23 protein-coding genes are annotated in these 23,945 nt (G+C 58.1%); 15 read left to right on the forward strand and 8 right to left on the reverse strand.

The window, feature by feature from the left end; translation table 11 throughout:
* Positions 1–58: 58 nt before the first annotated feature.
* The 5 genes from WFO70_RS09855 to mntR form a co-directional block, all read right to left on the reverse strand.
* Positions 59–1,582, reverse strand: a complete 1,524-nt coding sequence (locus WFO70_RS09855; protein ID WP_337015900.1) for an efflux transporter outer membrane subunit — start codon at positions 1,580–1,582, stop codon at positions 59–61.
* Positions 1,582–3,153 (reverse strand): DHA2 family efflux MFS transporter permease subunit, encoded by a 1,572-nt coding sequence (locus tag WFO70_RS09860; protein WP_337015901.1) that lies wholly within the window; start codon positions 3,151–3,153, stop codon positions 1,582–1,584. Before WFO70_RS09860 ends, WFO70_RS09855 begins: the two co-directional genes overlap by 1 nt.
* Positions 3,150–4,241, reverse strand: a complete 1,092-nt coding sequence (locus WFO70_RS09865) for an HlyD family secretion protein (RefSeq protein ID WP_337015902.1) — start codon at positions 4,239–4,241, stop codon at positions 3,150–3,152. Before WFO70_RS09865 ends, WFO70_RS09860 begins: the two co-directional genes overlap by 4 nt.
* Positions 4,242–4,343: 102 nt before the next feature.
* Positions 4,344–5,453, reverse strand: a complete 1,110-nt coding sequence (locus WFO70_RS09870; RefSeq protein ID WP_337015903.1) for an anion transporter — start codon at positions 5,451–5,453, stop codon at positions 4,344–4,346.
* Positions 5,450–5,923 carry a manganese-binding transcriptional regulator MntR gene (mntR, locus tag WFO70_RS09875; RefSeq protein WP_337015905.1) on the reverse strand — a complete coding sequence of 158 codons (474 nt, stop codon included), beginning with the start codon at positions 5,921–5,923 and terminating at the stop codon, positions 5,450–5,452. Before mntR ends, WFO70_RS09870 begins: the two co-directional genes overlap by 4 nt.
* Positions 5,924–6,107: 184 nt before the next feature.
* On the opposite strand from mntR, the gene mntS reads away from it, so the two are divergent.
* Together mntS and WFO70_RS09885 are read left to right on the forward strand one after the other, a co-directional pair.
* Positions 6,108–6,233: a manganase accumulation protein MntS gene (mntS, locus tag WFO70_RS09880; protein ID WP_106992457.1), complete on the forward strand. Its 126-nt coding sequence runs from the start codon at positions 6,108–6,110 to the stop codon at positions 6,231–6,233.
* Between the two features lie 279 nt (positions 6,234–6,512).
* Positions 6,513–8,096: a phosphoethanolamine transferase gene (locus WFO70_RS09885; protein ID WP_337015906.1), complete on the forward strand. Its 1,584-nt coding sequence runs from the start codon at positions 6,513–6,515 to the stop codon at positions 8,094–8,096.
* 110 nt (positions 8,097–8,206) lie between these two features.
* On the opposite strand, the gene ompX is transcribed toward WFO70_RS09885, so the two are convergent.
* A complete protein-coding gene (gene ompX / locus WFO70_RS09890) occupies positions 8,207–8,725 on the reverse strand; it encodes an outer membrane protein OmpX (protein WP_337015907.1) in 519 nt (172 codons plus the stop codon).
* 355 nt (positions 8,726–9,080) lie between these two features.
* On the opposite strand from ompX, the gene rhtA reads away from it, so the two are divergent.
* The 6 genes from rhtA (at position 9,081) to ybiO (ending at position 15,692) form a co-directional block, all read left to right on the forward strand.
* Positions 9,081–9,968 carry a threonine/homoserine exporter RhtA gene (gene rhtA, locus WFO70_RS09895; protein WP_337015908.1) on the forward strand — a complete coding sequence of 296 codons (888 nt, stop codon included), beginning with the start codon at positions 9,081–9,083 and terminating at the stop codon, positions 9,966–9,968.
* Between the two features lie 280 nt (positions 9,969–10,248).
* Positions 10,249–10,752: a DNA starvation/stationary phase protection protein Dps gene (gene dps / locus WFO70_RS09900; RefSeq protein ID WP_142488788.1), complete on the forward strand. Its 504-nt coding sequence runs from the start codon at positions 10,249–10,251 to the stop codon at positions 10,750–10,752.
* 361 nt (positions 10,753–11,113) lie between these two features.
* The gene (gene glnH, locus WFO70_RS09905; protein WP_337015910.1) at positions 11,114–11,860 is read left to right on the forward strand and encodes a glutamine ABC transporter substrate-binding protein GlnH; all 747 of its coding nucleotides are present in this window, start codon (positions 11,114–11,116) and stop codon (positions 11,858–11,860) included.
* Between the two features lie 117 nt (positions 11,861–11,977).
* Complete coding sequence (gene glnP / locus WFO70_RS09910) at positions 11,978–12,637, forward strand: glutamine ABC transporter permease GlnP (protein ID WP_337015911.1); 660 nt, start codon at positions 11,978–11,980, stop codon at positions 12,635–12,637.
* Complete coding sequence (gene glnQ / locus WFO70_RS09915; RefSeq protein ID WP_337015912.1) at positions 12,634–13,356, forward strand: glutamine ABC transporter ATP-binding protein GlnQ; 723 nt, start codon at positions 12,634–12,636, stop codon at positions 13,354–13,356. Before glnP ends, glnQ begins: the two co-directional genes overlap by 4 nt.
* Before the next feature lie 125 nt (positions 13,357–13,481).
* Positions 13,482–15,692 carry a mechanosensitive channel protein gene (gene ybiO / locus WFO70_RS09920; protein ID WP_337015913.1) on the forward strand — a complete coding sequence of 737 codons (2,211 nt, stop codon included), beginning with the start codon at positions 13,482–13,484 and terminating at the stop codon, positions 15,690–15,692.
* Between the two features lie 35 nt (positions 15,693–15,727).
* Here the strand turns inward: ybiO and rlmF are convergent, their stop codons facing one another.
* Complete coding sequence (rlmF, locus tag WFO70_RS09925) at positions 15,728–16,642, reverse strand: 23S rRNA (adenine(1618)-N(6))-methyltransferase RlmF (protein ID WP_337015914.1); 915 nt, start codon at positions 16,640–16,642, stop codon at positions 15,728–15,730.
* A gap of 242 nt (positions 16,643–16,884) precedes the next feature.
* Between rlmF and mcbA the strand changes: the two genes are divergently transcribed.
* The 5 genes from mcbA to ybiJ all read left to right on the forward strand — a co-directional run bounded on the left by mcbA (position 16,885) and on the right by ybiJ (position 21,308).
* Positions 16,885–17,145 carry a DUF1471 family periplasmic protein McbA gene (mcbA, locus tag WFO70_RS09930; protein WP_337015915.1) on the forward strand — a complete coding sequence of 87 codons (261 nt, stop codon included), beginning with the start codon at positions 16,885–16,887 and terminating at the stop codon, positions 17,143–17,145.
* 273 nt (positions 17,146–17,418) lie between these two features.
* Positions 17,419–19,704, forward strand: a complete 2,286-nt coding sequence (locus WFO70_RS09935) for a catecholate siderophore receptor Fiu (protein ID WP_337015916.1) — start codon at positions 17,419–17,421, stop codon at positions 19,702–19,704.
* Between the two features lie 41 nt (positions 19,705–19,745).
* Positions 19,746–20,423, forward strand: coding sequence for a PKHD-type hydroxylase YbiX (gene ybiX / locus WFO70_RS09940; protein WP_337015917.1), 678 nt, complete (start codon positions 19,746–19,748; stop codon positions 20,421–20,423).
* Between the two features lie 72 nt (positions 20,424–20,495).
* Positions 20,496–20,762 carry a DksA/TraR family C4-type zinc finger protein gene (locus WFO70_RS09945; protein WP_337015918.1) on the forward strand — a complete coding sequence of 89 codons (267 nt, stop codon included), beginning with the start codon at positions 20,496–20,498 and terminating at the stop codon, positions 20,760–20,762.
* A 285-nt stretch (positions 20,763–21,047) separates the two neighbouring features.
* Positions 21,048–21,308 (forward strand): DUF1471 family protein YbiJ, encoded by a 261-nt coding sequence (gene ybiJ, locus WFO70_RS09950; protein WP_337015919.1) that lies wholly within the window; start codon positions 21,048–21,050, stop codon positions 21,306–21,308.
* 111 nt (positions 21,309–21,419) lie between these two features.
* Here ybiJ and ybiB read toward each other — a convergent pair whose 3' ends face one another.
* Positions 21,420–22,385: a DNA-binding protein YbiB gene (gene ybiB / locus WFO70_RS09955; protein ID WP_337015920.1), complete on the reverse strand. Its 966-nt coding sequence runs from the start codon at positions 22,383–22,385 to the stop codon at positions 21,420–21,422.
* A 280-nt stretch (positions 22,386–22,665) separates the two neighbouring features.
* Between ybiB and WFO70_RS09960 the strand changes: the two genes are divergently transcribed.
* Together WFO70_RS09960 and WFO70_RS09965 are read left to right on the forward strand one after the other, a co-directional pair.
* On the forward strand, positions 22,666–23,202 hold the full coding sequence (locus tag WFO70_RS09960; protein WP_337015921.1) for a fimbrial protein: 537 nt from the start codon (positions 22,666–22,668) through the stop codon (positions 23,200–23,202).
* 58 nt (positions 23,203–23,260) lie between these two features.
* Positions 23,261–23,935 carry a fimbrial biogenesis chaperone gene (locus WFO70_RS09965; protein ID WP_337015922.1) on the forward strand — a complete coding sequence of 225 codons (675 nt, stop codon included), beginning with the start codon at positions 23,261–23,263 and terminating at the stop codon, positions 23,933–23,935.
* The last annotated feature ends 10 nt before the right edge of the window (positions 23,936–23,945 follow it).

The following is a 23,945-nucleotide window of genomic DNA, read 5'->3' on the forward strand; positions in this document are numbered from 1 at the left end:
GGCTCACGCCGACGGCGAATGTGCGGTTCCTGCCCGTTTCTTGCCCAATCCTCTGAACTTATCCGCGCGGGGCATCGCCGAAGACGGCGTAGTCCGGCAGCTGCACCTGCTGATACGGCTCCCAGCCCCCGCCGAGGGCCTTATAAAGCGCCACCAGATCCAGTGCGCTCTGTACCCGGGCCTGATCCCGCTGCTGCTGCGCCTGGGCCAGCTGGCGCTGGGCATCCAGCACGTCGATAAAGGTGGCGATCCCCTGGCGATAGCTGCTGCTCGCCAGGTCGAAGGCGTTTTGCAGCGCATCGATGGTTTTGCTTAATCCCGCCTCCCGCTTCTGGTCGGTGCGGTAGCTGACCAGCGCGTTCTCCACATCGCCCAGCGCGGTAAGCACCGTCTGACGATAGGCCAGCACCGCGGCACCCTGCTGCGCGCGGGCGACCTTCACGCTGGAGACCAGCCGTCCGCCCTGGAAGATGGGGATGGAGACCTGCGGCCCGACGCTGTAGAAGTGGCTGCTCCAGTCGGTGAGCCAGCTGGCTTCGCTGTTACGCAGGCCAAACTGTCCGCTGAGCGAGACGCTGGGGAAGAGCTGCGCCACCGACACGCCGATCTGCGCCGTGGCCGCATGCAGATTCGCCTCGGCCTCACGCACGTCCGGACGTCGCCGCGCCAGGGTGGAGGGGATCCCGGTGGGGACGATTTCCGGCAGCGCGGGCAGCGGCTTGCTGGTCTGCAGCTCGGCGTCCAGCGCGCCCGGCGGTTTGCCGAGCAGGATCGCCAGGCCGTTCATCGCCTGCCGCGCCTGGGCTTCATACTGCGGAAGCTGCGCCTCCAGGTTGCCGAGCTGGGCGCGGGCGTTCTCCACGTCCATTTGCGGCGACAGCCCGCCGCGCTGGCGACTGTCGGTCAGCTCCAGGGTCTGCTGCGCGCTCTCGATCTGGGTGTTAAGGGTGGCGATGCTGCTCTGGGCCCCGCGCAGCTGGAGCCAGCCGCGGGCGACTTCGGCCTCCAGCGACACCAGGGCGTCGTTACGCTGCTCGATGGCCGCCTGCTGTTGGGCATCGGCGGCCTCCACCTGACGGCGCACCTTGCCCCACAGATCCAGCTCCCACTGGGCGTCGAAGCTGCCCTGATAGAGGTTAATCGGCTGGGTTAAGGGCCCCAGCGCGCCGCGTAATTCAGGATCGACATCATCCAGCTGGTCGTACACCCCGTGGGATTTCAGCTCCCCCTCCAGCCCCAGCTGCTGCCGGGTAGCCTGCAGGTTGCCGTTCACCGCCGGGAAGAAGGCCCCACCCGCCTGGTTGATCTGCTCCCGCGCCCCGGCGATACGCAGCACGGTTTGCTGTAGCGACAGGTTGCCGGCAATGGCGCGTTCAATCAGGCTGTCCAGCTGCGGATCGCCGAAGGTTTTCCACCAGCGTGGGTTGATGGCGGTAGACGCGGTTTGCGATTTCGCACTGCCGTCGCCCGGGTCGTTCCAGTGGCTCGGGGTTTGCGGTACGGGCTGCTGGTAGTCGGGCCCCACGGCGCAGCCTGCCAGCAACAGCATTAACATCAGGGGGCTTAAACGTCTGCAAATCATCAGTGTGCTCCTGCTCTCCCCTCGCTCTTAACCGGCGAGAGCAACAAACAAAACGGAATCAATAAGAGGGCCACCACGCTCAGAATGGTGAAGACGTCGATGTAGGCCAGGAATCGCGACTGTTCGATCATCACCTGGTACATGCGTCCGGTGGCGATACCGGCGGGGTCGCCCACCTGGGTGGTAAAGTTCTGCACCGCCTGCGCCATCTCGCGGAGGGTGTGCTGGAACGGCTCATCGAACGCCGAGGTGTGCGAGGCCAGATGGGCACTGTGGGCCTGCGAGCGCTCGGTAATGGCCGCCGTCGAGAGCGAAATGCCGATCGACCCCGCCACGTTGCGGAACATGGTAAACAGCGCCGCGGCGTCGGCGTTCAGCTGCCGGGGGATCGAGATAAAGGCGATGGTGGTGAGGGGCACAAACAGGAACCCCAGCCCAATCGACTGGGCGCTGCGGAACAGCACCAGGGTCTCGAAATCGATATCCGGGGTGAGCGTGCGCGACCAGAAGAACGACACCGCCAGGCAGGTAAAGCCGAAGGCGATGATCCAGCGCGTCTGCACGATGGGCATCAGCTTCAGCACCAGCGGGATGGTCAGGACGATCAGCACCGCACCGGGCGAGAGCACCAGCCCCGACCAGGTGGCGGTATAGCCCAGATCCTGCTGCGCCAGCTGCGGGATCACCACCGAACTGCCGTACAGGATCATGGCCATGCCAGCCATCAGCAGGCTGGAGACCGCGAAGTTCTTATCCTTCATGCAGTGCAAATCCACCACCGGCTTTTTGGCATACAGCAGCCAGTAGATGGCGCCGATAATGCCAATCAGCGTCAGCACCGCGAAGGTGCGGGTGAAGTTGGAGTTAAACCAGTCTTCGTCCTCGCCCCGGTCGAGCATCACCTGCAGGCAGCCCAGACCCAGCGCGATCAGGCCAATCCCGGTCCAGTCGATAGGGATCTTCTCTTTCGACTTGCTCTCCCACGGCGGATCTTCCAGCAGCTGATAGATCGCCAGCACCGTTACGATCCCCACCGGAATGTTGATAAAGAACACCCAGCGCCAGGAGTAGTTGTCGGTGATCCAGCCCCCGAGCGTCGGCCCCAGCACCGGGGCGACGATAATGGCGATGGACGACAGGCCAAAGGCCTTGCCGCGATCTTCCGGCTTAAAGTAGTCGAGCAGCACCGACTGCTGGGTAGGCTGTAGCCCGCCGCCGAAGAAGCCCTGCATGATGCGGAACAGGATGATCTGCCACAGCTCGGTGGCGATCCCGCACAGGAAGGAGCAGACGGTGAACATCACAATGCAGATCAGGAAGAACTGCTTGCGGCCAAAGACCCGGCTGAGAAACGCCGAGATGGGCAGCACGATGCCGTTAGCCACCAGATAGCTGGTGAGCACCCAGGTGGATTCGTCGTAGCTGGCGGAGAGCGAGCCCGCCACGTGCGGCAGGGCCACGTTCACGATGGTGGTGTCGAGGATCTCCATAAACACCGCGAGGGTGACGACGATTGCCACCGCCCACGGGTTACTGGCGGGCCGCCAGTTTTCGTGGCTGTGCTCACTCATTCCACGGTGACCTTGGGTTCAACGGAGAGGCCGAGCGGCAGCGGCTGATTGGGATCCAGCCCTTTATCGATAACGATTTTCACCGGCACGCGCTGGACAATTTTCACGAAGTTGCCGGTGGCGTTCTCCGACGGGAAGGCGGCGAAGCGCGAGCCGCTCCCCTGCTGGATAGAGTCGATATGCCCTTCCAGCTCCAGGTCCGGCCAGGCGTCCACGCTCAGCGTCACCTTGTTGCCGGGGCGCATCCGCTCCAGCTGCGACTCTTTAAAGTTGGCCACCACCCAGATATCGGTGGAGACCAGGGAAAAGAGCGCGGTCCCCGCCTGCACCAGGGTGCCGGTCTGGACGTTGCGTTTGGTGATGTAGCCATCGAAGGGGGCGCGGACCTCGGTATAAGAGAGGTTAAGTTCGGCGGTTTCCAGCTGGGCGCGGGCCTGCTCCACCTGACGCTCCCGGGCTTCGACGTTGGTCTCCTGCTGGCGAATTTGCAGCTGCACCTGGGAGGCCACCTCAAGCTGCGCTTTGGCGCTGGCAAGCTGGGCCTGGGCGCTGCGCAGTTGGGCGTTAGCCGCATCGATGCTCTGTTGGGTGGTGGCGCGGGGATCGACGCCGCGCTGACGGCGATACTCCGCCTGGGCGTTGGCCAGATCCGCCTGGGCTTTAATCACCTGAGCGTTGGCTTCATCGCGCTGGGCGGGATATTGCACCTTCGAGAGGGCCAGCTGCGCCTGGGCCTGATGAAGCTGGGCCTCGGCCAGGCCAAGCTGGGCTTTAGCCTGATCGCGCTGGGCGCTGGTGTCCCGGGGGTCGATCATGACCAGCAGATCGCCCTTTTTCACCCGCTGGTTATCGCGCACCCGCAGCTCAGTGACATAGCCTGCCGTTTTGGGGGCGATGGTGACGGCGTCGCCTTCGGTGAAGGCGTCATCGGTGGTCTCCTGGTTACGGGTCATAAACCACCACACCAGCGCCACAATGACCATCACGATCACCACAATGCCCAGAATAATCAGCGGCTTTTTGCCGGGGCGTTTACGTTCAGTCTCTTTTTTATCGGTGTTTTCAGAGGGTTGATTTTCTTCCGCCATGAACAGCATCCATCCTGTTAGTGAACGGCATCACAATTTATGCCGCTCACTAAAGTTAGGACGTTGCTATACATTTGCCAGGAAAACCTGACAAATTTGGCACTATATGAGAAGGAATAATCCGAATCCGACGAGCGCCGCCCAGGCCAGCATTGGCAGGGACCAGAGGTGGAAGCGCCACCAGATCCGGCGGTCGTTTGCCATCCGCAGGGCGATGAGGTTAGCGAGAGATCCTGGCAGCAGGCCAAAGCCGCCGACATTCACCGCCCACGCCAGCAGCGCCGTTGGCGGCACGTAGTTGAGGAGTAAAATGGTGGACGGCACGTTGCTGATAACCTGCGACAGCCCGATGGCCGTCAGCCAGAGCCCCGGCTGTGACAGATGGCTAACGTTTTGCAGCACGCCCTGTAACGCCGGAACCTGAATCAGCAGGTGCACATCGATAAACATCGCCATAAACACCAGCAGCAGCGTCCAGTCGACGCTGATGAGCACCCGGCGGGCGAGCAGCAGGAAGCCCCCCGCCACCAGCAGCACGCCCCACAGCTCCTGTTTGAGATCGAGCGCCACCAGAAACACCAGATAGAGCGCCAGACAGCTCCATGCCAGCCGCGGCTTCGACTGGGCCGCCGCGCTGCCGCTGTGATAGCGCAGCGGCGTGGCCGGAAAAGCAAACCAGCACAGGGCCAACAGGGTCAGCACCATCACCAGCGCCAGGGGGGCCATCTGCCAGGTAAAGGCGGCAAACGACAGGCCGGACCGCCCCCAGAGCAGGATGTTTTGCGGGTTGCCGATGGGCGTCAACAGCGATCCGGCGTTAACCGCCAGCGCCTCAAAGATGATCAGCCGGTTGACCGGGATTTCGCACAGCTTACGCAGGGTAAGGGTGAGCGGCACCACGATAAACAGCGCCACGTCGTTGGTAAGAAAGGTGGACAGCAGCGCGGCGGAGAGGACCATAAAGAGCGCTAACCGTCGCTCGGTGGCGAAACGGCGCACCATCTTGCGCCCCAGCACATCAAAATAGCCGCTCTGCTCCACCCCTTTGGTCAGCATCATCAGCCCGGCGAGGGTAATAATGGTGTGCCAGTCGATAGCGGCAGGCCAGCGGGCAGGTGCGAAGGGCACCAGAAAACTGAGCCCGACCCCAACCAGCAGTAACAGATGAAAGAAACGATCGCGGGCCAGCGCCCGCAGGCCAGGCAGGGTCATTCTGCGGAGGATCCATGTTTAAGCGTAAAAGCCTGGAACTGTTTCAGCGTCTCTTCGCTGACGTGATGTTCCATCCCCTCGGCGTCACGGCGGGCAATCTCAGGGCTGACGCCCAGCACCAGCAGGAAGTTTTCGACAATCTGATGGCGCTCGCGGCTCGCCTGCGCCAGCTTCTCCCCTTCCGGGGTCAGGAACACCCCGCGCCAGGGGATCATTTCGATCAGGCCGACCGTTGCCAGGCGTTTGAGCATTTTTGCCACCGTCGGCTGCGAGACGCCAAGGCGCGCGGCCATATCCACCTGACGGGCCTCCCCCACTTCGCGGATCAGATCGGAGATCAGCTCGACATAATCGTCGATCAGCTCGCGCCGATGGGCTTCGCGAACCTGACGAAATCCTTCGACATGCTCTTCAACGTTGACCAGTTGCGTCATTTTTTTTGTTGGTGGTTTACCTGCACGGCGGTTCATTGTGCTTCCTCAAGCGGGGGACACATCAAGCGTATCAATAGATAAGCGGCCATTGTAAACCATCGCCCCATAAGCACAAAAAATTAACGACATAGCCGTAGCCATATAACATAGCCTGTGCTATATCTGTATGTAATGCAGTCACCCTTCACGGATCGAAGGGATCAACCCGCAGGAGGTCACGATGAACGAATTCAAGAGGTGTATACGCGTGTTCAGCCACTCTCCCTTTAAAGTACGCTTAATGCTGCTGAATATGATTTGCGACATCATTAACGGCAAACCACAGCAGAACAAACCTTCAAACTAAGCGGCGTCGCGGTACGCCGCTTCATTTTTGTGTCATTTATCCCCTCTATACTGTTCGTCTTCACGCTATGCCCGGACCTTTTTTGCGGAAATGTAATCCTCTTCGCAAAACACCCCCTTTATAACTGTTGACCTTAACGGCCACTGGCTCTATCTTCTTGCAGCCCTGCACTATTTGCGGCTCGCAGATGCGGACCTCCTCTCCCCTTCTACGCATTCTCAGGCAGGTTTTGACCCTTGGCGCCAGGGTGAGCACATGGCGTTTTCACGATAGTGACCTATGAATTTAACCCTGAAAGACACGCTCATTACCCGCAGCCGGGCCTTAAGCCCGTGGACCGGATTCTACTTTTTACAGTCGCTGCTGATTAATATCGCCCTCGGCTATTCATTCAGCCTGCTGTATACCGTCGCTTTCACCTGTATTCTGCATCTGCTCTGGCTGAGCGCGCCGCGCCTGCAAAAGGGGCTGCTCGGGATCTGCTCGCTGATAGCGGCGATGTATTTCCCCTTTGGTCAGGCCTACGGCGCGCCCAACTTTAATACCCTGCTGGCGATGCACTCCACCAACATGGAGGAGTCGACGGAGATCCTCACCATCTTCCCGTGGTACAGCTACGTCGTTGGCCTGTTTATCTTTGCCCTCGGGGTCATCGCCGTGCGCCGCAAGCCGCAGCCCAAAAAGGGTTGGGGAAAAATCGACGGCCTGTGTCTGGTCTTCAGCCTGGTGGCCTTTTTCGTCGCCCCGGTGCAAAACCTGGCCTGGGGTGGCGTCTTCAAGCTGAAAGATACCGGCTACCCGGTGTTTCGCTTTGTCAAAGACGTGGTAGTGAACAACCAGGAAGTGGTGGAAGAGCAGGCCCGGATGGCCGCGCTGTCACAGATGAAGGACACCTGGAACGTGCTGGGGGTGAAACCGAAGTATCACATCTATATGGTGGTGATCGGGGAAAGCGCCCGCCGCGACGCGCTGGGGGCCTTTGGCGGGCACTGGAATAACACGCCGTTTGCCAGCAAGGTTAACGGTACCCTGTTTACCGACTATATTGCCGCCAGCGGTTCAACCCAGAAATCGCTCGGGCTGACGCTCAACCGGGTGGTGGATAATAAGCCGCAGTATCAGGATAACTTTGTCACCCTCGCCAACCGCGCGGGCTTCCAGAGCTGGTGGTTCTCGAACCAGGGGCAGATTGGCGAATACGATACCGCCATCGCCAGTATCGCTAAGCGCGCCGACGAAGTGCATTTCCTGAAAAACGGGGATTTCGAGGCGGATAAAAATACTCGGGACGAGGCGTTACTGAAAATGACCGAACAGGTCTTCAGCAGCCATCGCACCCAGCCGCAGCTGATCGTCCTGCACCTGATGGGCTCCCACCCGCAGGCCTGCGATCGCACCCAGGGGAAATATGCCGAGTTCGTGCAGTCGAAAGAGACCTCGTGCTATCTCTACACCATGACCCAGACCGACGACCTGCTCAGCAAGCTCTATACCCAGCTGCAAAACACCGGCGAGAGCTTCTCAATGGTCTATTTCTCCGATCACGGGCTGGCGTTTAAAGAGCGCGGGAAAGAGGTGCAGTACCTGGCTCATGACGACACTTTCCAGCAGAACTTCCAGGTGCCGTTTATGGTGTTGTCGAGCGATGACAAAGCCCATCGCATCGTCAAGGCGCGCCGTTCCGCGAATGATTTTTTAAGCTTCTTCTCGCAGTGGACCGGGATCAGCGCAAAAGAGATAGTCAGTAAGTATCGCTTTATGTCGAACGACAAAGCGCCGCCGGTGTATGTGACCAACTTTAAGTTACAGAAAGTGGATTACAACCATCTGGGGACGGACCTGTTTGAGACGAAAAGCCGGTAACAGCGGTGCGGCCTGATGCCCTCATCCTGGCCCTTTCCCACGTGGAGAGGGAAAAAAGACAAAAAAAATCCGCCCCTTGAGGCGGATTTTTTACTGGCTCACCGAAGTGATTAGAAGCGGTAACCTACGCCCGCGATCCAGGTGCCAACGTCAACGTTACGGATGCGGCTCTGCTCATAGGAGAAGTCCAGCGCAACGTTTTCGATTGGGTTGAACTGCATACCTGCGCCATAGGAGAAGCCGTAGTCGCTGGTGCTTGCAGAGCGGTTGAAGCCCTGGTTTTCAGTCTGCTGGAATTTACCGTAGCCAACACCCACAACACCGTAGATGCTTGCCCAGTCGTTCAGACGGTAAGCTGGGCCAGCGGTGATGCCGTAGTACTGAGCTTTGTTGTAAGCGCCGTCTTCGGAACGGTCTTTCTCAGTGTAGGTGAAGGAACCGATGGCACCCAGCGGGTTGTTGTCCTGCTCGTAGCGATATTTCAGGTTGAAACCGTTGGTTTTGTTCATCACGCCCTGCATATCGCTCTGAGCGTAACCGCCAGTCACGGTAGAGGTCGCTGCGACAGCGGAACCTGCGGAAACAGCCAGAACAGCTGCCAGTGCTGAAAGACATGCAATTTTTTTCATAACCACCTCAAATGTGCTTCAAGTAAATCCGTAAGTTTTAAATATATCAAAAAAAATTGTGAAACTCTTTGGGATTCGTGATGTCTAACGCGGGTTTTCATGTAACTAAACATTTCCACCAGCAGCTATCTTATTCAAAAAACACCCTTTTTGTGTTTCATTAAGCTGATTTTGCGCGTCAGTCACAATACATTCATCCAGACGATTCCTAATCTGTTACAGGAATCAGTCATTGCTATACGGCTATTTTACGGATTTGCGGCGACTTTTTTTCAACAAAGTCTCAACCGCGCAACGTTATTTCCATTACACTCCCCCTCTTTACTTCCTTTGACACAAATTGACAGGAGAAAGGATGCCTGGGTTGTCTCGCAAGGCGCCAGTCTGGTTGCCCGTAGCTGTCATTCTCATTGCCATGCTCTCAATTCAGAGCGGTGCCTCGCTGGCCAAATCCCTCTTTCCCATCGTGGGTGCTCCTGGCGTGACGGCGCTGCGTATTGCGCTCGGCACCCTGATCCTGGTGGTGATCTTTAAACCCTGGCGATTGCGCTTCAAAAAAGAGCAGCGCCTGCCCCTGCTGCTCTACGGGCTGTCGCTGGGGGCGATGAACTATCTCTTCTACCTGTCGATTCAGACGGTGCCGCTGGGGATCGCCGTGGCGCTGGAGTTTACCGGCCCGCTGGCGGTAGCGCTCTTCTCCTCCCGCCGTCCGGTGGACTTTGTCTGGGTGGTGCTGGCGGTGCTGGGGCTGTGGTTTTTGCTGCCGCTGGGGCAGGACGTCTCGCACGTTGACCTGACCGGTGCGGCGCTGGCGCTGGGAGCGGGGGCCTGCTGGGCGGTCTATATTCTCACCGGACAACGTGCCGGGGAAGAGCACGGCCCGGCCACCGTGGCGCTGGGCTCGCTCATCGCCGCCATCGTCTTTGTGCCGCTGGGGATGGCTCAGGCCACCGAGTCAATCTGGCAGTGGTCGATCCTGCCGGTAGGTCTGGGGGTGGCGGTGCTCTCAACGGCACTTCCCTACTCGCTGGAGATGATCGCCCTGACGCGCCTGCCGACGCGCATTTTCGGCACCCTGATGAGTATGGAACCCGCCCTGGCGGCCATGTCCGGGATGGTGTTCCTCGGCGAAACCTTGACCTTCACCCAGACGCTGGCGCTCTGCTCGATCATTGCCGCCTCGATGGGCTCCACGCTCACCCTACGCCGGGAGAGCAAAGTCGAAGAAGTGGATATCCGCTAGCCGACCTTATTTTGCCGGGGAGCGATTTCCCGGCAAAATATTCCCATTCGCAATACCGTCATTATTTTGAAATATCGCCCCCTCCGCTCTGTAGTCCACTAAAAAATAAGATAAATTTACCCAATCCCATAAATTACCCTCTATTTTCAAGGCATTAGCTATCACAACCCGCCTTTCGCTATTAAACCAATAGGCAGTACCCAATCGCGCCTTCTATAGCCGGTGCTATACTTGATTTCGGAAATTACTTTGGACGCCAACATCAAGAGGAAATGAGATTATGCCTACCGCTAAACTGGTAAAAACAAAAGCACCTAATCTGCTCTATACCCGTAACGATGTCTCTGACAGCGATAAGAAAGCGACGATTGAGTTGCTGAATCGCCAGGTGATCCAGTTTATTGACCTGTCGCTGATTACTAAACAGGCCCACTGGAATATGCGCGGCGCGAACTTTATTGCGGTACACGAGATGCTGGATGGCTTCCGTACTGCCCTGACTACCCACCTGGATACCATGGCTGAACGTGCCGTGCAGCTGGGCGGCGTGGCGCTGGGTACCACTCAGGTGATCAACAGCAAAACCGCACTGAAAAGCTACCCGCTGGATATTCACAGCGTGCAGGACCACCTGAAAGAGCTGGCGGATCGTTACGCTGTCGTGGCTAACGACGTGCGTAAAGCGATTGGTGAAGCGAAAGACGAAGATACCGCAGACATTCTGACCGCCGCATCCCGCGACCTGGATCAGTTCCTGTGGTTCATCGAGTCTAACATCGAGTAAGCCATCGCGTTTTGCTCTTATGCCCTCGCCTCTGGCGGGGGTTTTGCACTTTTATAGTGCAGCCATTTCCCCTTCCCTGCTGCAAACGTAAAGCAATTGTAATAATCACCTCACACAATCGTTAACGAAAGATTGTTTTCTCATCAATATTTGCGCTTAATAGCATAACCGCTAGTAATGGCGTTTTGATGCACCAAAACAGGGCTTCACCGTGGTGCAATCCGTCGACATTGCTACACTTTTTGTGCAACGAAATGCGTACCAGCCCTTTAAAAACAACCTGTTGTAAAGTTGGCACGATTTTTTCATATAGCCGTTCGTTCTCGCAGGGGATCGCCCCGTGGATATAAAAGGAAATGCTATGAAGTCTGTATTAAAAGTTTCACTGGCTGCACTTACCCTGGCTTTTGCGGTCTCTTCTCATGCCGCTGATAAAAAACTGATTGTCGCCACCGACACCGCCTTCGTACCGTTCGAATTTAAACAGGGCGATCAGTACGTGGGCTTTGACGTGGATCTGTGGGCGGCCGTCGCGAAAGAACTGAAACTGGACTACACCCTGAAGCCAATGGACTTCAGCGGCATCGTTCCGGCACTGCAAACCAAAAACGTTGACCTGGCTCTGGCCGGTATCACCATCACTGACGCACGTAAAAAAGCCATCGACTTCTCTGACGGCTACTACAAAAGCGGCCTGCTGGTGATGGTGAAAGCGGACAACAACGACGTGAAAAGCGCCAAAGATCTCGACGGTAAAGTGGTCGCAGTGAAGAGCGGCACCGGTTCTGTTGATTACGCGAAAGCCAACATCAAAACCAAAGACCTGCGCCAGTTCCCGAACATCGACAACGCGTACATGGAGCTGGGCACCAACCGTGCTGACGCCGTGCTGCACGACACGCCAAACATCCTCTACTTCATCAAAACCGCCGGTAACGGCAAGTTCAAAGCGGTAGGTGAGTCTCTGGAAGCCCAGGAATACGGTATCGCCTTCCCGAAAGGCAGCGACGAGCTGCGTACTAAGGTGAACGGCGCGCTGAAAACCCTGAAAGAGAACGGCACGTACAACGAAATCTATAAAAAATGGTTCGGTACTGAACCTAAATAAAACAGCCTGTTAAACAGGAACTGTACTGCCCGGTGGCGCCTGCGCTTACCGGGCCTACAATTTTAGTCATCCCCCTGGCTAATTTTTTGTTTTCACCACGGTATACAGGAACACATCATGCAGTTTGACTGGAGCGCCATCTGGCCTGCCATTCCTCTGTTGCTTGAAGGCGCCAAAATGACCCTGTGGATTTCGGTCCTCGGTCTGGTTGGCGGGTTGATTATCGGCCTCGTTGCCGGTTTTGCCCGCACCTACGGCGGCTGGATAGCCAACCACATCGCACTGGTATTCATCGAAGTGATCCGCGGCACGCCTATTGTGGTGCAGGTGATGTTCATCTACTTCGCCCTGCCGATGGCCTTTACCGATCTGCGCATTGACCCGTTCAGCGCGGCGGTGGTCACCATCATGATCAACTCCGGTGCCTATATCGCGGAAATCACCCGCGGTGCGGTGCTGTCGATCCACAAGGGCTTTAGCGAGGCCGGTCTGGCGCTGGGTCTTTCCCGTCGCGAAACCATCCGCCACGTGATCCTGCCCCTGGCGCTGCGTCGTATGCTGCCGCCGCTGGGCAACCAGTGGATCATCAGCATTAAAGATACCTCGCTGTTTATTGTTATCGGCGTGGCGGAACTGACCCGTCAGGGCCAGGAGATCATTGCCGGTAACTTCCGCGCCCTGGAGATCTGGAGCGCCGTGGCCGTGGTCTATCTGATTATTACCCTGGCACTGAGCTTCGTGCTGCGTCGTCTTGAAAGAAGGATGAAAATCCTGTGATTGAATTTAAAAACGTTTCCAAGCACTTCGGCCAGACCCAGGTGCTGCACAATATCGATCTGACCATCCAGACCGGCGAAGTGGTGGTCATTATCGGGCCATCCGGCTCGGGTAAATCGACCCTGCTGCGCTGCATTAACAAGCTGGAAGAGATCACCAGCGGCGATTTGATTGTCGACGGCCTGAAGGTCAACGACCCGAAGGTGGACGAGCGCCTGATCCGCCAGGAAGCCGGTATGGTCTTCCAGCAGTTCTACCTCTTCCCGCACCTGACGGCGCTGGAGAACGTGATGTTCGGTCCGCTGCGCGTGCGCGGAGCCAACAAAGCGGCCGCCGAGCGGCTTGCAAAAGAGCTGCTGGCAAAAGTAGGTCTGGCAGAGCGCGGGCACCACTACCCGTCCGAGCTCTCCGGTGGTCAGCAACAGCGCGTGGCCATTGCCCGTGCGCTGGCGGTGAAACCGAAGATGATGCTGTTCGATGAGCCAACCTCAGCCCTCGACCCGGAACTGCGCCACGAAGTACTGAAGGTCATGCAGGATCTGGCGGAAGAAGGGATGACGATGGTGATCGTAACCCACGAAATCGGCTTTGCCGAGAAGGTGGCCTCGCGTCTGATCTTTATCGACAAAGGGCGTATTGCCGAAGATGGTAATCCGCAGGCGTTGATCGAAAACCCACCGAGCCAGCGTTTGCAGGATTTCCTCCAGCACGTGTCGTAATCTCATGCCGGGCGGCGCTGACGCTTGCCCGGCCTACGGTTTCTCCGGAATCTTCCCAAAACCCGCTTTCTTCCGCTCGCCTTCTATACTTATCACTTTGCACAATTTTGTCACCGGAGGACACCGTGCCCTGGATCCTGCTGCTTCTGATAAGCCTGTTTTGCCTGCCTGCACAGGCCGTCAGCCTGCCGGGCGTCCCTGCTACCACCACCAGCGAAGCGACCCCCCCGGCCGCCGAACCGGACGTGGAGCAGAAAAAAGCTGCCTATTCTGCGCTGGCGGACGTGCTGGAAAATGACGCCTCGCGCCAGGAGCTGATTTCTCAGCTGCGCACCGTGGCCGCCACGCCGCCGCAGGAGCCGGTGCCGAAAATCACCCCGCCGGAGATCGAAGAAGAGAAAACCGTGCTGGAGAACGTGACCGACATCAGCCGTCATTACGGCGATGCGCTCTCCACCCGCTTCGCCCAACTTTACCGCAACCTGATTGGCTCCCCGCATAAGCCCTTTAACCCGCAGACCTTCGTGGTAGCCGCGCGGCAGTTTCTGCTGCTCGCCGGGTTAGTCTTTGCCTTCTACTGGCTGGTCAGGCTCTGCGCCTGGCCGCTGTACCGCAAGATGGGTAGTTGGGGACGCAGAAAGAACCGGGAAAAAAGCAGCTGGGTTCATCTGCCGCTGACCATCGCCAGCGCCTTTATTATTGACCTGCTGCTGCTGGCCCTGACCCTGTTTGTCGGCCAGATCCTCAGCGAATACCTTAATACCGGCAATCCCACCATCGCGTTCCAGCAGGCGCTGTTCCTCAACGCCTTCGCGGTCATTGAGTTCTTTAAAGCGATCCTGCGGCTGATATTCTGCCCGCGGGTGCCCGACCTGCGCCCCTTTAACATCAGCGATCGCGCCGCCCACTACTGGTCGCTCCGGCTGAGTATTCTGAGCGGCATGATCGGCTATGGCCTGCTGGTGGCCGTGCCCATTATCTCCAATCAGGTTAACGTGCAGATTGGTGCTCTCGCCAACGTGCTGATTATGCTCTGTATCACCGTCTGGGCGCTGTACCTGATTTTTCACAACAAACACGCCATTACCGGGGGGTTACTGCACCTTGCCGACCGCTCGCTGGCCTTTTTCAGTCTGTTTATCCGCGCCTTCGCCCTGGTGTGGCACTGGCTGGCGAGCGCCTACTTTATCGTGCTCTGCTTCTTCTCCCTGTTCGATCCGGGAAACAGCCTCAAGTTTATGATGGGGGCGACCTTCCGCAGCCTGGCGATTGTCGGCGTCGCCGCCTTCGTGTCCGGGCTGCTGTCGCGCTGGCTGGCGAAAACCATCACCCTGTCGCCCCACGTGCAGCGCAGTTATCCGGAGCTGCAAAAGCGGCTCAACGGCTGGATCTCCATGTCGCTGAAGGTGGCGCGGTTCCTGACGGTGAGCGTCGCCATCATGCTGCTGCTCAGTGCCTGGGGGCTGTTCGATTTCTGGAACTGGCTGCACAACGGTGCCGGTGAAAAGACGGTGGATATTCTGATCCGCATCGCGCTGATCCTGTTCTTCTCCGCCATTGGCTGGACGATCCTGGCAAGCCTGATCGAGAACCGGCTCTCCTCGGATATTCATGGTCGTCCCCTGCCCAGCGCCCGCGCCCGCACCCTGCTGACGCTGTTCCGTAACGCGCTGGCGGTGGTGATCAGCACCATCACTATCATGATTGTGCTCTCGGAAATCGGCGTGAATATCGCCCCGCTGCTGGCGGGTGCCGGGGCGCTGGGGCTGGCCATCTCCTTCGGCTCCCAGACCCTGGTGAAAGACATTATTACAGGGATCTTTATTCAGTTTGAAAACGGCATGAATACCGGGGATCTGGTGACTATCGGGCCGCTGACCGGCACGGTGGAGCGGATGTCGATTCGTTCAGTGGGGGTGCGGCAGGATACCGGCGCATACCACATCATCCCCTGGTCTTCGATCACCACCTTCGCCAACTTTGTGCGCGGCATCGGTTCGGTGGTGGCGAACTACGATGTGGACAGGCATGAAGATGCGGAGAAAGCGCAGGCCGCGCTGAAAGCGGCGGTGGATGAGCTGCTGGAGAGAGAGGATATTCGCGGCCTGATTATCGGCGAGCCGTCGTTCGCCGGTATTGTCGGGCTGACCAGCACTGCCTTTACGCTGCGCGTGTCGTTCACCACCCAGCCGCTGAAGCAGTGGACGGTGCGTTTCGCCCTCGACAGCATGGTGAAAAAACATTTCGATCTGGCACAGGTGCGGATGCCGGTGCAGATGTATCAGCTGCTGCCGTCGCCGGGCTCAACATCACAGCCACAGGAACCTACGCTGTAGCCCCGGTAAGCGTCGCGCCACCGGGGGAAGATCGGTTAACGCTGGCGGCGCTTGTCGTTATCCATAAAGGTCCAGGCGATAAAGCGGCTCTGCTTTTGCCCCTGGGCCATCTCTTTTTTCACCACTTTCACCGCGCCGACGTCCGTAAGGGCGCGGTACAGCGGCGGCAGGTTTTCGCTGCGCGACACCAGAGTCGTAAACCACTTCACCTGACGGGCGAACTGGGCGCTTTCGGCAATCATCTTTTTGATAAAGGCCACTTCACCGCCTTCGCACCACAGCTCCTGCTGCTGGCCGCCAAAGTTCAGCGCCGCATCGGCCGCCTGGCCGAGATTGCGACGTTTACGCTCGCTGCCCGCCCGGGCGGATTCCGCCGAATCGTGGAACGGGGGGTTGCACAGGGTAGCATCGTACTGTTCATTTTTATGGATCACCCCGGCAAAAATGGCGGAAGCCTCTTTCTGGCGGCGCAGACGAATTGCGCGGGCCATACCGGGGTTGCCGTTGATGATGGCGGTGGCGTTGGCAAAGGCCTGCGGATCCACTTCGCTGCCGGTGAAGCGCCAGCCGTACTCATGCACGCCAATCAGCGGGTAGATGAGGTTGGAGCCGGTGCCAATATCGAGGATTGTCGCCTGAGCAGGTACCGTGCCGTTATTGCCTTCCGCCAGCAGATCGGCGAGATGGTGGATATAGTCGGCACGCCCCGGCACCGGTGGGCAGAGGTAGCCGTCCGGAATATCCCACTGGGCCACGCCGTAGAAATGGGCAAGCAGCGCTTTGTTCAGCGTCTTTACCGCCTGCGGATCGGCAAAGTTCACCGTCGGCTCGCCCGTTGGGGTGGCGGTGATAAATTCGCGCAGGGCCGGACAGCTCTCGCATAGGGCATTCATATCGTAACGGCTGCGGTGGCGGTTGCGTGGGTGCAACCCCGGCTTCTGGGATGTCATGGCGTTCTCCTGTAAACAGCGGCGTAAGATACCCGTTGCGGGCGCAACGGTAAATATTTCTCTGCGCCGCAGAAGAAAAGGCCAAAAATCAGGCACCTGTATGTCGCTGATTTGTCATTAAATTGTCAAACAATGTCGTTCAAAAAATAAGCAGATGATCATCAGTTTTTTGCTCTAAATCACACTCTGACCCGTTCTACACTTAGTGTGCATCACCCCGTTGTCAATCAGAGGAAGTGATTATGAAAAAATACCTGGTAATGCTTGCTGCCGCTTCACTGGCAGGTGCGTCGTTTGCTGCATGGTCGATTGAATCACTCAGCAACGGCGATACCAGTCAACTGAGGCCAGCGGGAACCGTGCAGGTTTCCGGCGCAAGAAACCTCGACGACCTGCAGGATAAACTGGCTGAAAAAGCACGTGAACAAGGTGCCAAAGGCTATGTTGTTAACTCTGCCAGCGGCGACGACAATATGTTTGGTACGGCCACCATCTACAAGTAGTTCCCCGCTCTGCACGCCACACTGCATCCTCTGGGGTGCAGTTCATTTTTTATCCAAAATTCACTTTGTGAAGATTTTTAGCAGACAATGTAAATTTACGTATTTCATTTTGTTGGCGAGAGTGATAAAACGTCACGCCAAATGATAATGTTTATCACAATTATTATCATTTGTAGGTTCATTACGGATATTCACGTGGCACAGGAACAGGCACAGACCTGCCTGACATCGTAATGGAAACACGATTCTAAAAATTATAAGTCGCTAAACAATATGGATAAAAATCGCAACGTTCCAAACAGCTTCAGCTCGCTGACCTTTTTTGCCGGGCTGTGTATTGGTCTCTCACCGGTAGCAACGGCTATCGCGGCAGACAATAATGATAAACACGCTGACGACACCCTGGTGGTGGAAGCGGCCCAGCCGTCGCTCTATGCGCCGCAGAAGTCTGCTGACGCGAAGTTCAGCCGTCCGGTGGCGGATGCCACCCGCACCATGACCGTCATCTCCGAGCAGGTGCTGAAGGATCAGGGCACCACCAACCTGACCGACGCCCTGAAAAACGTCCCGGGCGTGGGGGCTTTCTTTGCCGGGGAAAACGGCAACTCCACCACCGGGGATGCGGTGTATATGCGCGGCGTGGACACCTCGAACAGCATTTACGTTGACGGGATCCGCGACATCAGCACCACCACGCGCGACACCTTCAATACCGAACAGGTGGAAGTGATTAAAGGGCCATCCGGCAGCGACTACGGACGTAGCGCCCCCAGCGGCTCGATCAATATGATCAGCAAACAGCCGCGCCTGGACTCGGGCATTGATGCCTCCGCCAGCCTCGGCAGCGCGTACATGCGTCGCGGCACCCTCGACATTAACCAGGTGATGGGCGACACCGCGGCGTTTCGTCTGAACCTGATGGGGGAAAAGACCCACGACGCAGGGCGGGATAACGTCAAGAACGAACGCTACGGCGTGGCCCCTTCCCTCGCCTTTGGCCTGGGGACAGAAAACCGTCTGTATCTGAACTACCTGCACGTGACCCAGCACAACACCCCGGACGGCGGTATTCCGACCATCGGGCTGCCGGGCTACTCAGCGCCATCGGCGGGCACCGCGGCGCTGAATCACTCCGGCAAGGTGGACACCAGCAACTTCTACGGTACCGATTCCGATTACGACGACTCCACCTCCGACACCGCCACGATGCGCGTTGAGCACGACTTCAACGACAACACCACCCTGCGTAACACCACGCGCTGGTCGCGGGTGAAGCAGGATTATCTGATGACCGCCGTGATGGGCGGGGCCAGCAACATCACCCAGCCCGATCGCAATAACGTCGACACCTGGACCTGGTCGCGTCTCGCCAACACCAAAGATGTCAGCAACAAGATCCTGACCAACCAGACCAACCTGACGACGAAGTTCTATACCGGCAGCGTCGGGCACGATATCAGCACCGGGGTGGAGTTCACCCGCGAAACCCAGACCAACTACGGCGTGGATGCCATCACTCCGCCGCCAGTGAATATCTATCACCCGAGCAGTAGCGTCAGCCTGGGCGGCCTGAACCGCAGCGGTGCCAATGCCAACGGCCAGACTGATACCTTCGGTCTGTACGCCTTCGATACGCTACAGGTCACCCGGGATATCGAGCTGAACGGCGGGATCCGTCTCGATACCTATCACACGGAATATGACAGCGCCAGCGTCTGCGGCGGCACGGGTCGCGGCGCAGTGGCCTGCCCGGCCGGCAAGCCGAAAGGCTCCCCGGTCACCACCGTGGATACCGCCACCTCGGGCAACCTGGTCAACTGGAAAGCCGGGGCGCTCTATCACCTGACCGAGCACGGCAACGTCTACGTCAACTACGCCATCTCCCAGCAGCCGCCGGGGGGCAATAACTTTGCCCTGGCCCAGGGCGGTACCGGCAGCAGCGCCAACCGCACGGACTTTAAACCGCAGAAGGCCAAAACCAGCGAGCTGGGGACCAAGTGGGAAGTGCTGGATAAACGCCTGCTCCTGACCGCGGCGATCTTCCGCACCGACATCGAAAACGAAGTCGAGCAGAACGATGACGGCACTTACTCCCAGTACGGTAAAAAACGTATCGAAGGCTATGAGCTGTCGGCAGCGGGCAACATCACCCCGGCCTGGCAGGTGATCGGCGGCTATACCCAGCAGCGCGCCAGCGTGCGCACCGGCAGCGACGTGGCCCAGGATGGCAGTTCTTCCCTGCCTTATACCCCGGAACATGCCTTCACCCTGTGGAGCCAGTACCAGGCCACGGATGCGATCTCCGTTGGCGCAGGCGCGCGCTATATCGGCAGTATGCACCGCGGCGCTGACGGCGCGGTCGGGACCCCGTCGTTCACCGAAAGCTACTGGGTGGCCGATGCCAAACTGGGGTATCGCGTTAACCGCAACCTGGATATGCAGCTCAACGTCTACAACCTGTTTGATGAGGACTATGTCGCCTCCATCAACAAGAGTGGCTACCGCTACCATCCGGGCGAGCCACGCACCTTTATGTTAACGGCGAACATGCACTTCTGATCCCGCGTGGGGCTTCGGCCCCACCTTCCGGAGAAACTTTTATGATGTATCACATTCCGGGCGTGCTGAACGCCGATGAGGTGGCGCAGTTCCGCGCCCAGCTGGATCAGGCCCCGTGGATCGACGGCCGTGCCACCGTGGGTAACCAGGGCGCGCAGGTGAAAAACAACCAGCAGGTCGACACTCAAAGCCCGCTGTACGCCTCCCTGCAGGCGGCAGTGTTGCAGGCGGTGAATCAGCACGCGCTGTTTTTTGCCGCCGCCCTGCCGCGCCAGATCTCCAGCCCGCTGTTTAACCGCTATCAGCAGCAGGAGACCTACGGCTTTCACGTTGACGGGGCGGTGCGCAGTCACCCGCAGAGCGGCTGGATGCGGACCGATCTCTCCGCCACCCTCTTCTTAAGCGATCCCGACAGCTACGAGGGCGGCGAGCTGGTCGTGAACGACACCTACGGCCAGCACAGCGTCAAGCTCCCGGCGGGGGATCTGGTGCTCTACCCTTCCAGCAGCCTGCACTGCGTGACGCCGGTGACCGCAGGGGTGCGGGTCGCCTCCTTTATGTGGATCCAGTCGATGATCCGCGATGATAAAAAGCGCGGGATGCTGTTCGAGCTGGACCGCAATATCCAGGCCCTGCGCGCCCGTTCTGGTGAGAGCGATGAAGTGCTCTCCCTGCTCAACCTCTACCATAACCTGCTGCGTGAATGGTCTGAAATCTAGCCCTGCGCCTTGATTGTGCGTTTTTTGACCCCATAGTTACTGTACAGCGCAATATCCTGTCAGGAGGGGTCTATGGCTTCCGGTTGGGCGAATGATGACGCCGTTAATGAACAGATCAACAGTACCATTGAAGATGCGGTGGCGCGGGCGCGGGGCGAGATCCCGCAGGGCGAAAGCCTGAAAAACTGCGAAGAGTGCGGGGAGCCGATCCCCGAGGCGCGGCGCAAAGCGGTGCCCGGCGTGCGGCTGTGCATCGCCTGCCAGCAGGAGAAAGATTCACATAATGCATCCCATGCAGGATATAATCGCAGGGGATCTAAAGACAGCCAGTTGCGATGACTGGCCTGACGGCCACCTCACCGCGCAAGCGGTTACGTCTTTGCGCACGATTTTTCGCCACAGGTTTGGCAAAACGTGCCCTCACTCTTCCCTCTGTAAAGCGCAACGGCAAGAAAGGTAAATTCATTCACTGAATTTATTAATATTCAATAACTTATTTGTCATTCAAATTTTTCGAATGACGACGTCAATTCTCTTCGATTTTATCTCTCGCAAAAAAGCGTGATACTTATCACATCGACGGAACAACGTCCCCTTAACAGAATAACCTGCGAGATACGAACCATGAAAACCATCAAATATGCTGTTGCCGCTGTTGCCCTGACTACCCTCTCCTTCGGTGCTATCGCTGCGGAATCTGTGACCGCTGCGCAGGCAAACAGCATGAACAAAATCGGTGTGGTGAGTGCAGAAGGCGCAACCACGCTGGACGGTCTGGAAGCTCGCCTGGCGGCGAAAGCTGAAGCGGCTGGCGCGACCGGTTATACCATTACCTCCGCTAACACCAACAACAAACTGAGCGGCACCGCGGTTATCTACAAATAACCTGACCCTTATCTCTGCTCTGCTCGCCAGTTCGCTGGCGAGATGCTCCAACCCTCATTGACCCTGTTGTTATTTGTTTGGCCCGTCCATCGCTGGACGGGCTTTTTTTATCTAAAAACTCTGGTTAACCCGCGCCAGCCCGGCCTCGACCGTCTCGACCTGTCCGGTCGCCAGCAGGCAGCAGGCCATCTGTAGCTTCAGAGAGTGCGGCACAGCTTCGCGCCCGGCCAGGCAGCTCTCGATCCAGCGGGCGGTGGTTTCCGGATCTTTGGCCTGCGGCAGGGAGACGTCGCTGTTCTCTTCCCCGCGCTCCAGTATCACCCGGGTGCCCGCCGTGGGATCGATCAGGGTTTGCTGCGGACAGCGCTGCGGGTTGGCGTAGACCTCCCCTTCGGTGCCGTGCATCAACAGTCCCCGGCCACCGATATCGGCAAAGAACGTCGCCACGCGGGCTACGTATTCCGGATGCGAGACGCTGGAGAGCCGCAGGGCCGCATCTTCTTCAAAGGGCGTCGCCAGCTTGGCCAGAGTGTGGGCGCTGTTACGCACCCCCATGCGCCAGCGCATCGCCAGCTGTTTTTCCAGCGGCGGACACAGGGTGCTGATGGGAATATAGACCGGATGATGGCCGTCGAGCTTCGCCTGGGCCTGGCCGCCATGGCGGGTCGGCTCAATGCCCAGCAGGGTGAAAATGGTTTCCGTCAGCACGCGGGTGGGATCTTCGCTCACGCCATGCACCACCACCGGGAACCCCAGCTTTTGCAGCAGAATAGCCAGCAGCGGCGTGAGGTTGGCCTGCTTGCGCGCGCCGTTATAGCTTGGGATCACCACCGGCATCGGCTTCGCCACCGGCGGCGTCAGGCGCAGGGTTTGCGCCTGCATCGCCTCATAGAAGCCGCGCATTTCGGCTTCGCCTTCGCCCTTGATGCGCAGGGCAATCAGAATGCCGCCCAGCTCCAGCTCCGGCACATCACCGTTCAGCATCGCGGTATAGAGCGCCCGGGCGGTCTCCTGATCCAGGTCGCGGGCGTGGTTTTTCCCCCGTCCGACCTCTTTGATAATTTTGCGATAATCCACGTTCAATCTCCTTGTGACACCTTGTTAACACTATAGCCTTGATAAGGTGCCATCGGACAGACATTTCTCTTATCGCCGCCGGGCGAAAACAACGCTATCTATCTGTAATACCAGTAAAAATATAAATTCAACTGCTAATGAGATTACTATTAGTCCGGTCAATAGTTATCCGCCATCAATTAATTTCGTAAATTACCTCCCGATAAAAAGTCGCCCCGCTTTTATCAAAAAGTTAATCACAACGGATGTTATTACCACCGGAATTCACTCAGGAATTATTATGCGTAAAATCGTCTCCGGCACCTTTATTGCCACTGCGTTATGTTGTTCTGTTTCTGCCTGGGCTGCGAACAGCGGCGAGGGGCAAGTTAATTTCACCGGCGAAATCATCGACTCCGCCTGCCAGGTGGTGAATGGCGTCAGCAGCCCGCTGGATGTCTCTCTCGGCAAAGTCTCGCAGACGGCCTTCACCGGTTCAGGCTCCACCACCTCCACCACCCGTTTTGATATCCAGCTGAAAGATTGCCCGGAAACCATCACCAGCGCGGCGATCACCTTTGGTGGCTCCGCTGACGGCACCAATACCAACGTGCTGGCCGTTACGCCGGGTACCGGCGCGGCGACCGGCGTCGGTATTCAGCTGCTGGATAAGACCGAAAACCCGCTGAGCCTGTATAGCGCCTCCACCAGCTATACCTTGCAGTCCGGCACCACCACCAACGATCTGGTATTTGGCGCGCGCTACATCCAGACCGGCAGCACTATCACCGCCGGTCCGGCTAATGCGGTCTCCACCTTTACCGTGATGTACAACTAATCCTGCGACGTCTGGCCCGCCGGGGCCAGGCGTCGCCTGCTTTATTCAGAGTCCCGCCATGCGTAAATCTGTTTTCATCGCTTTCCTGTTCGTTATGACCACCGCCGCGCACGCCGGGGTGATTATCGAGGGGACCCGTTTAATTTATCAGGGAGATAAAAAAGAAGCGTCGTTAGGGATTTCCAACCCGGACCGTCTCGATTACCTGGTGCAGTCCTGGGTAGAGAGCGCCGACAATGCGCGGGATAAGGCACCGTTTCTTATCACCCCACCGCTGTTTCGCCTCGACGGCAAACAGGACAACATCCTGCGCGTGGTGCGCACCGGGGGCAATCTGCCGTCCGATCGTGAGTCGCTCTACTGGCTGAATATCAAATCCATTCCCTCCACCTCCCGGGAAGAGAGCAGCAACACCCTGCAAATTGCCATTAAAACGCGGATCAAACTGATCTACCGCCCGAGCGGGCTGCGCGGCAAGCCGGACGAGGTCGCAGATAAATTACGCTGGCATAAACAGGGCAATAGCCTGGTGGTAAGCAACCCGACGCCGTTTTATATGAACTTCCAGGCCATCAGCGTCGGCGGCAAAAAAGTCGATAATGTCACCTGGGTGGCCCCCGACAGCGACGCGCACTTTGCCGTGCCGGGGGGCATCACCGGGAGCCGGGTCTCCTGGAAAATCATCAACGACTATGGCGCGGTGAGCCACGCCTGGTCTGCGCCGCTGCAATAACCCCCACGCC

Source organism: Leclercia sp. AS011 (assembly GCF_037152535.1).
Classification (GTDB): Bacteria; Pseudomonadota; Gammaproteobacteria; order Enterobacterales; family Enterobacteriaceae; genus Enterobacter.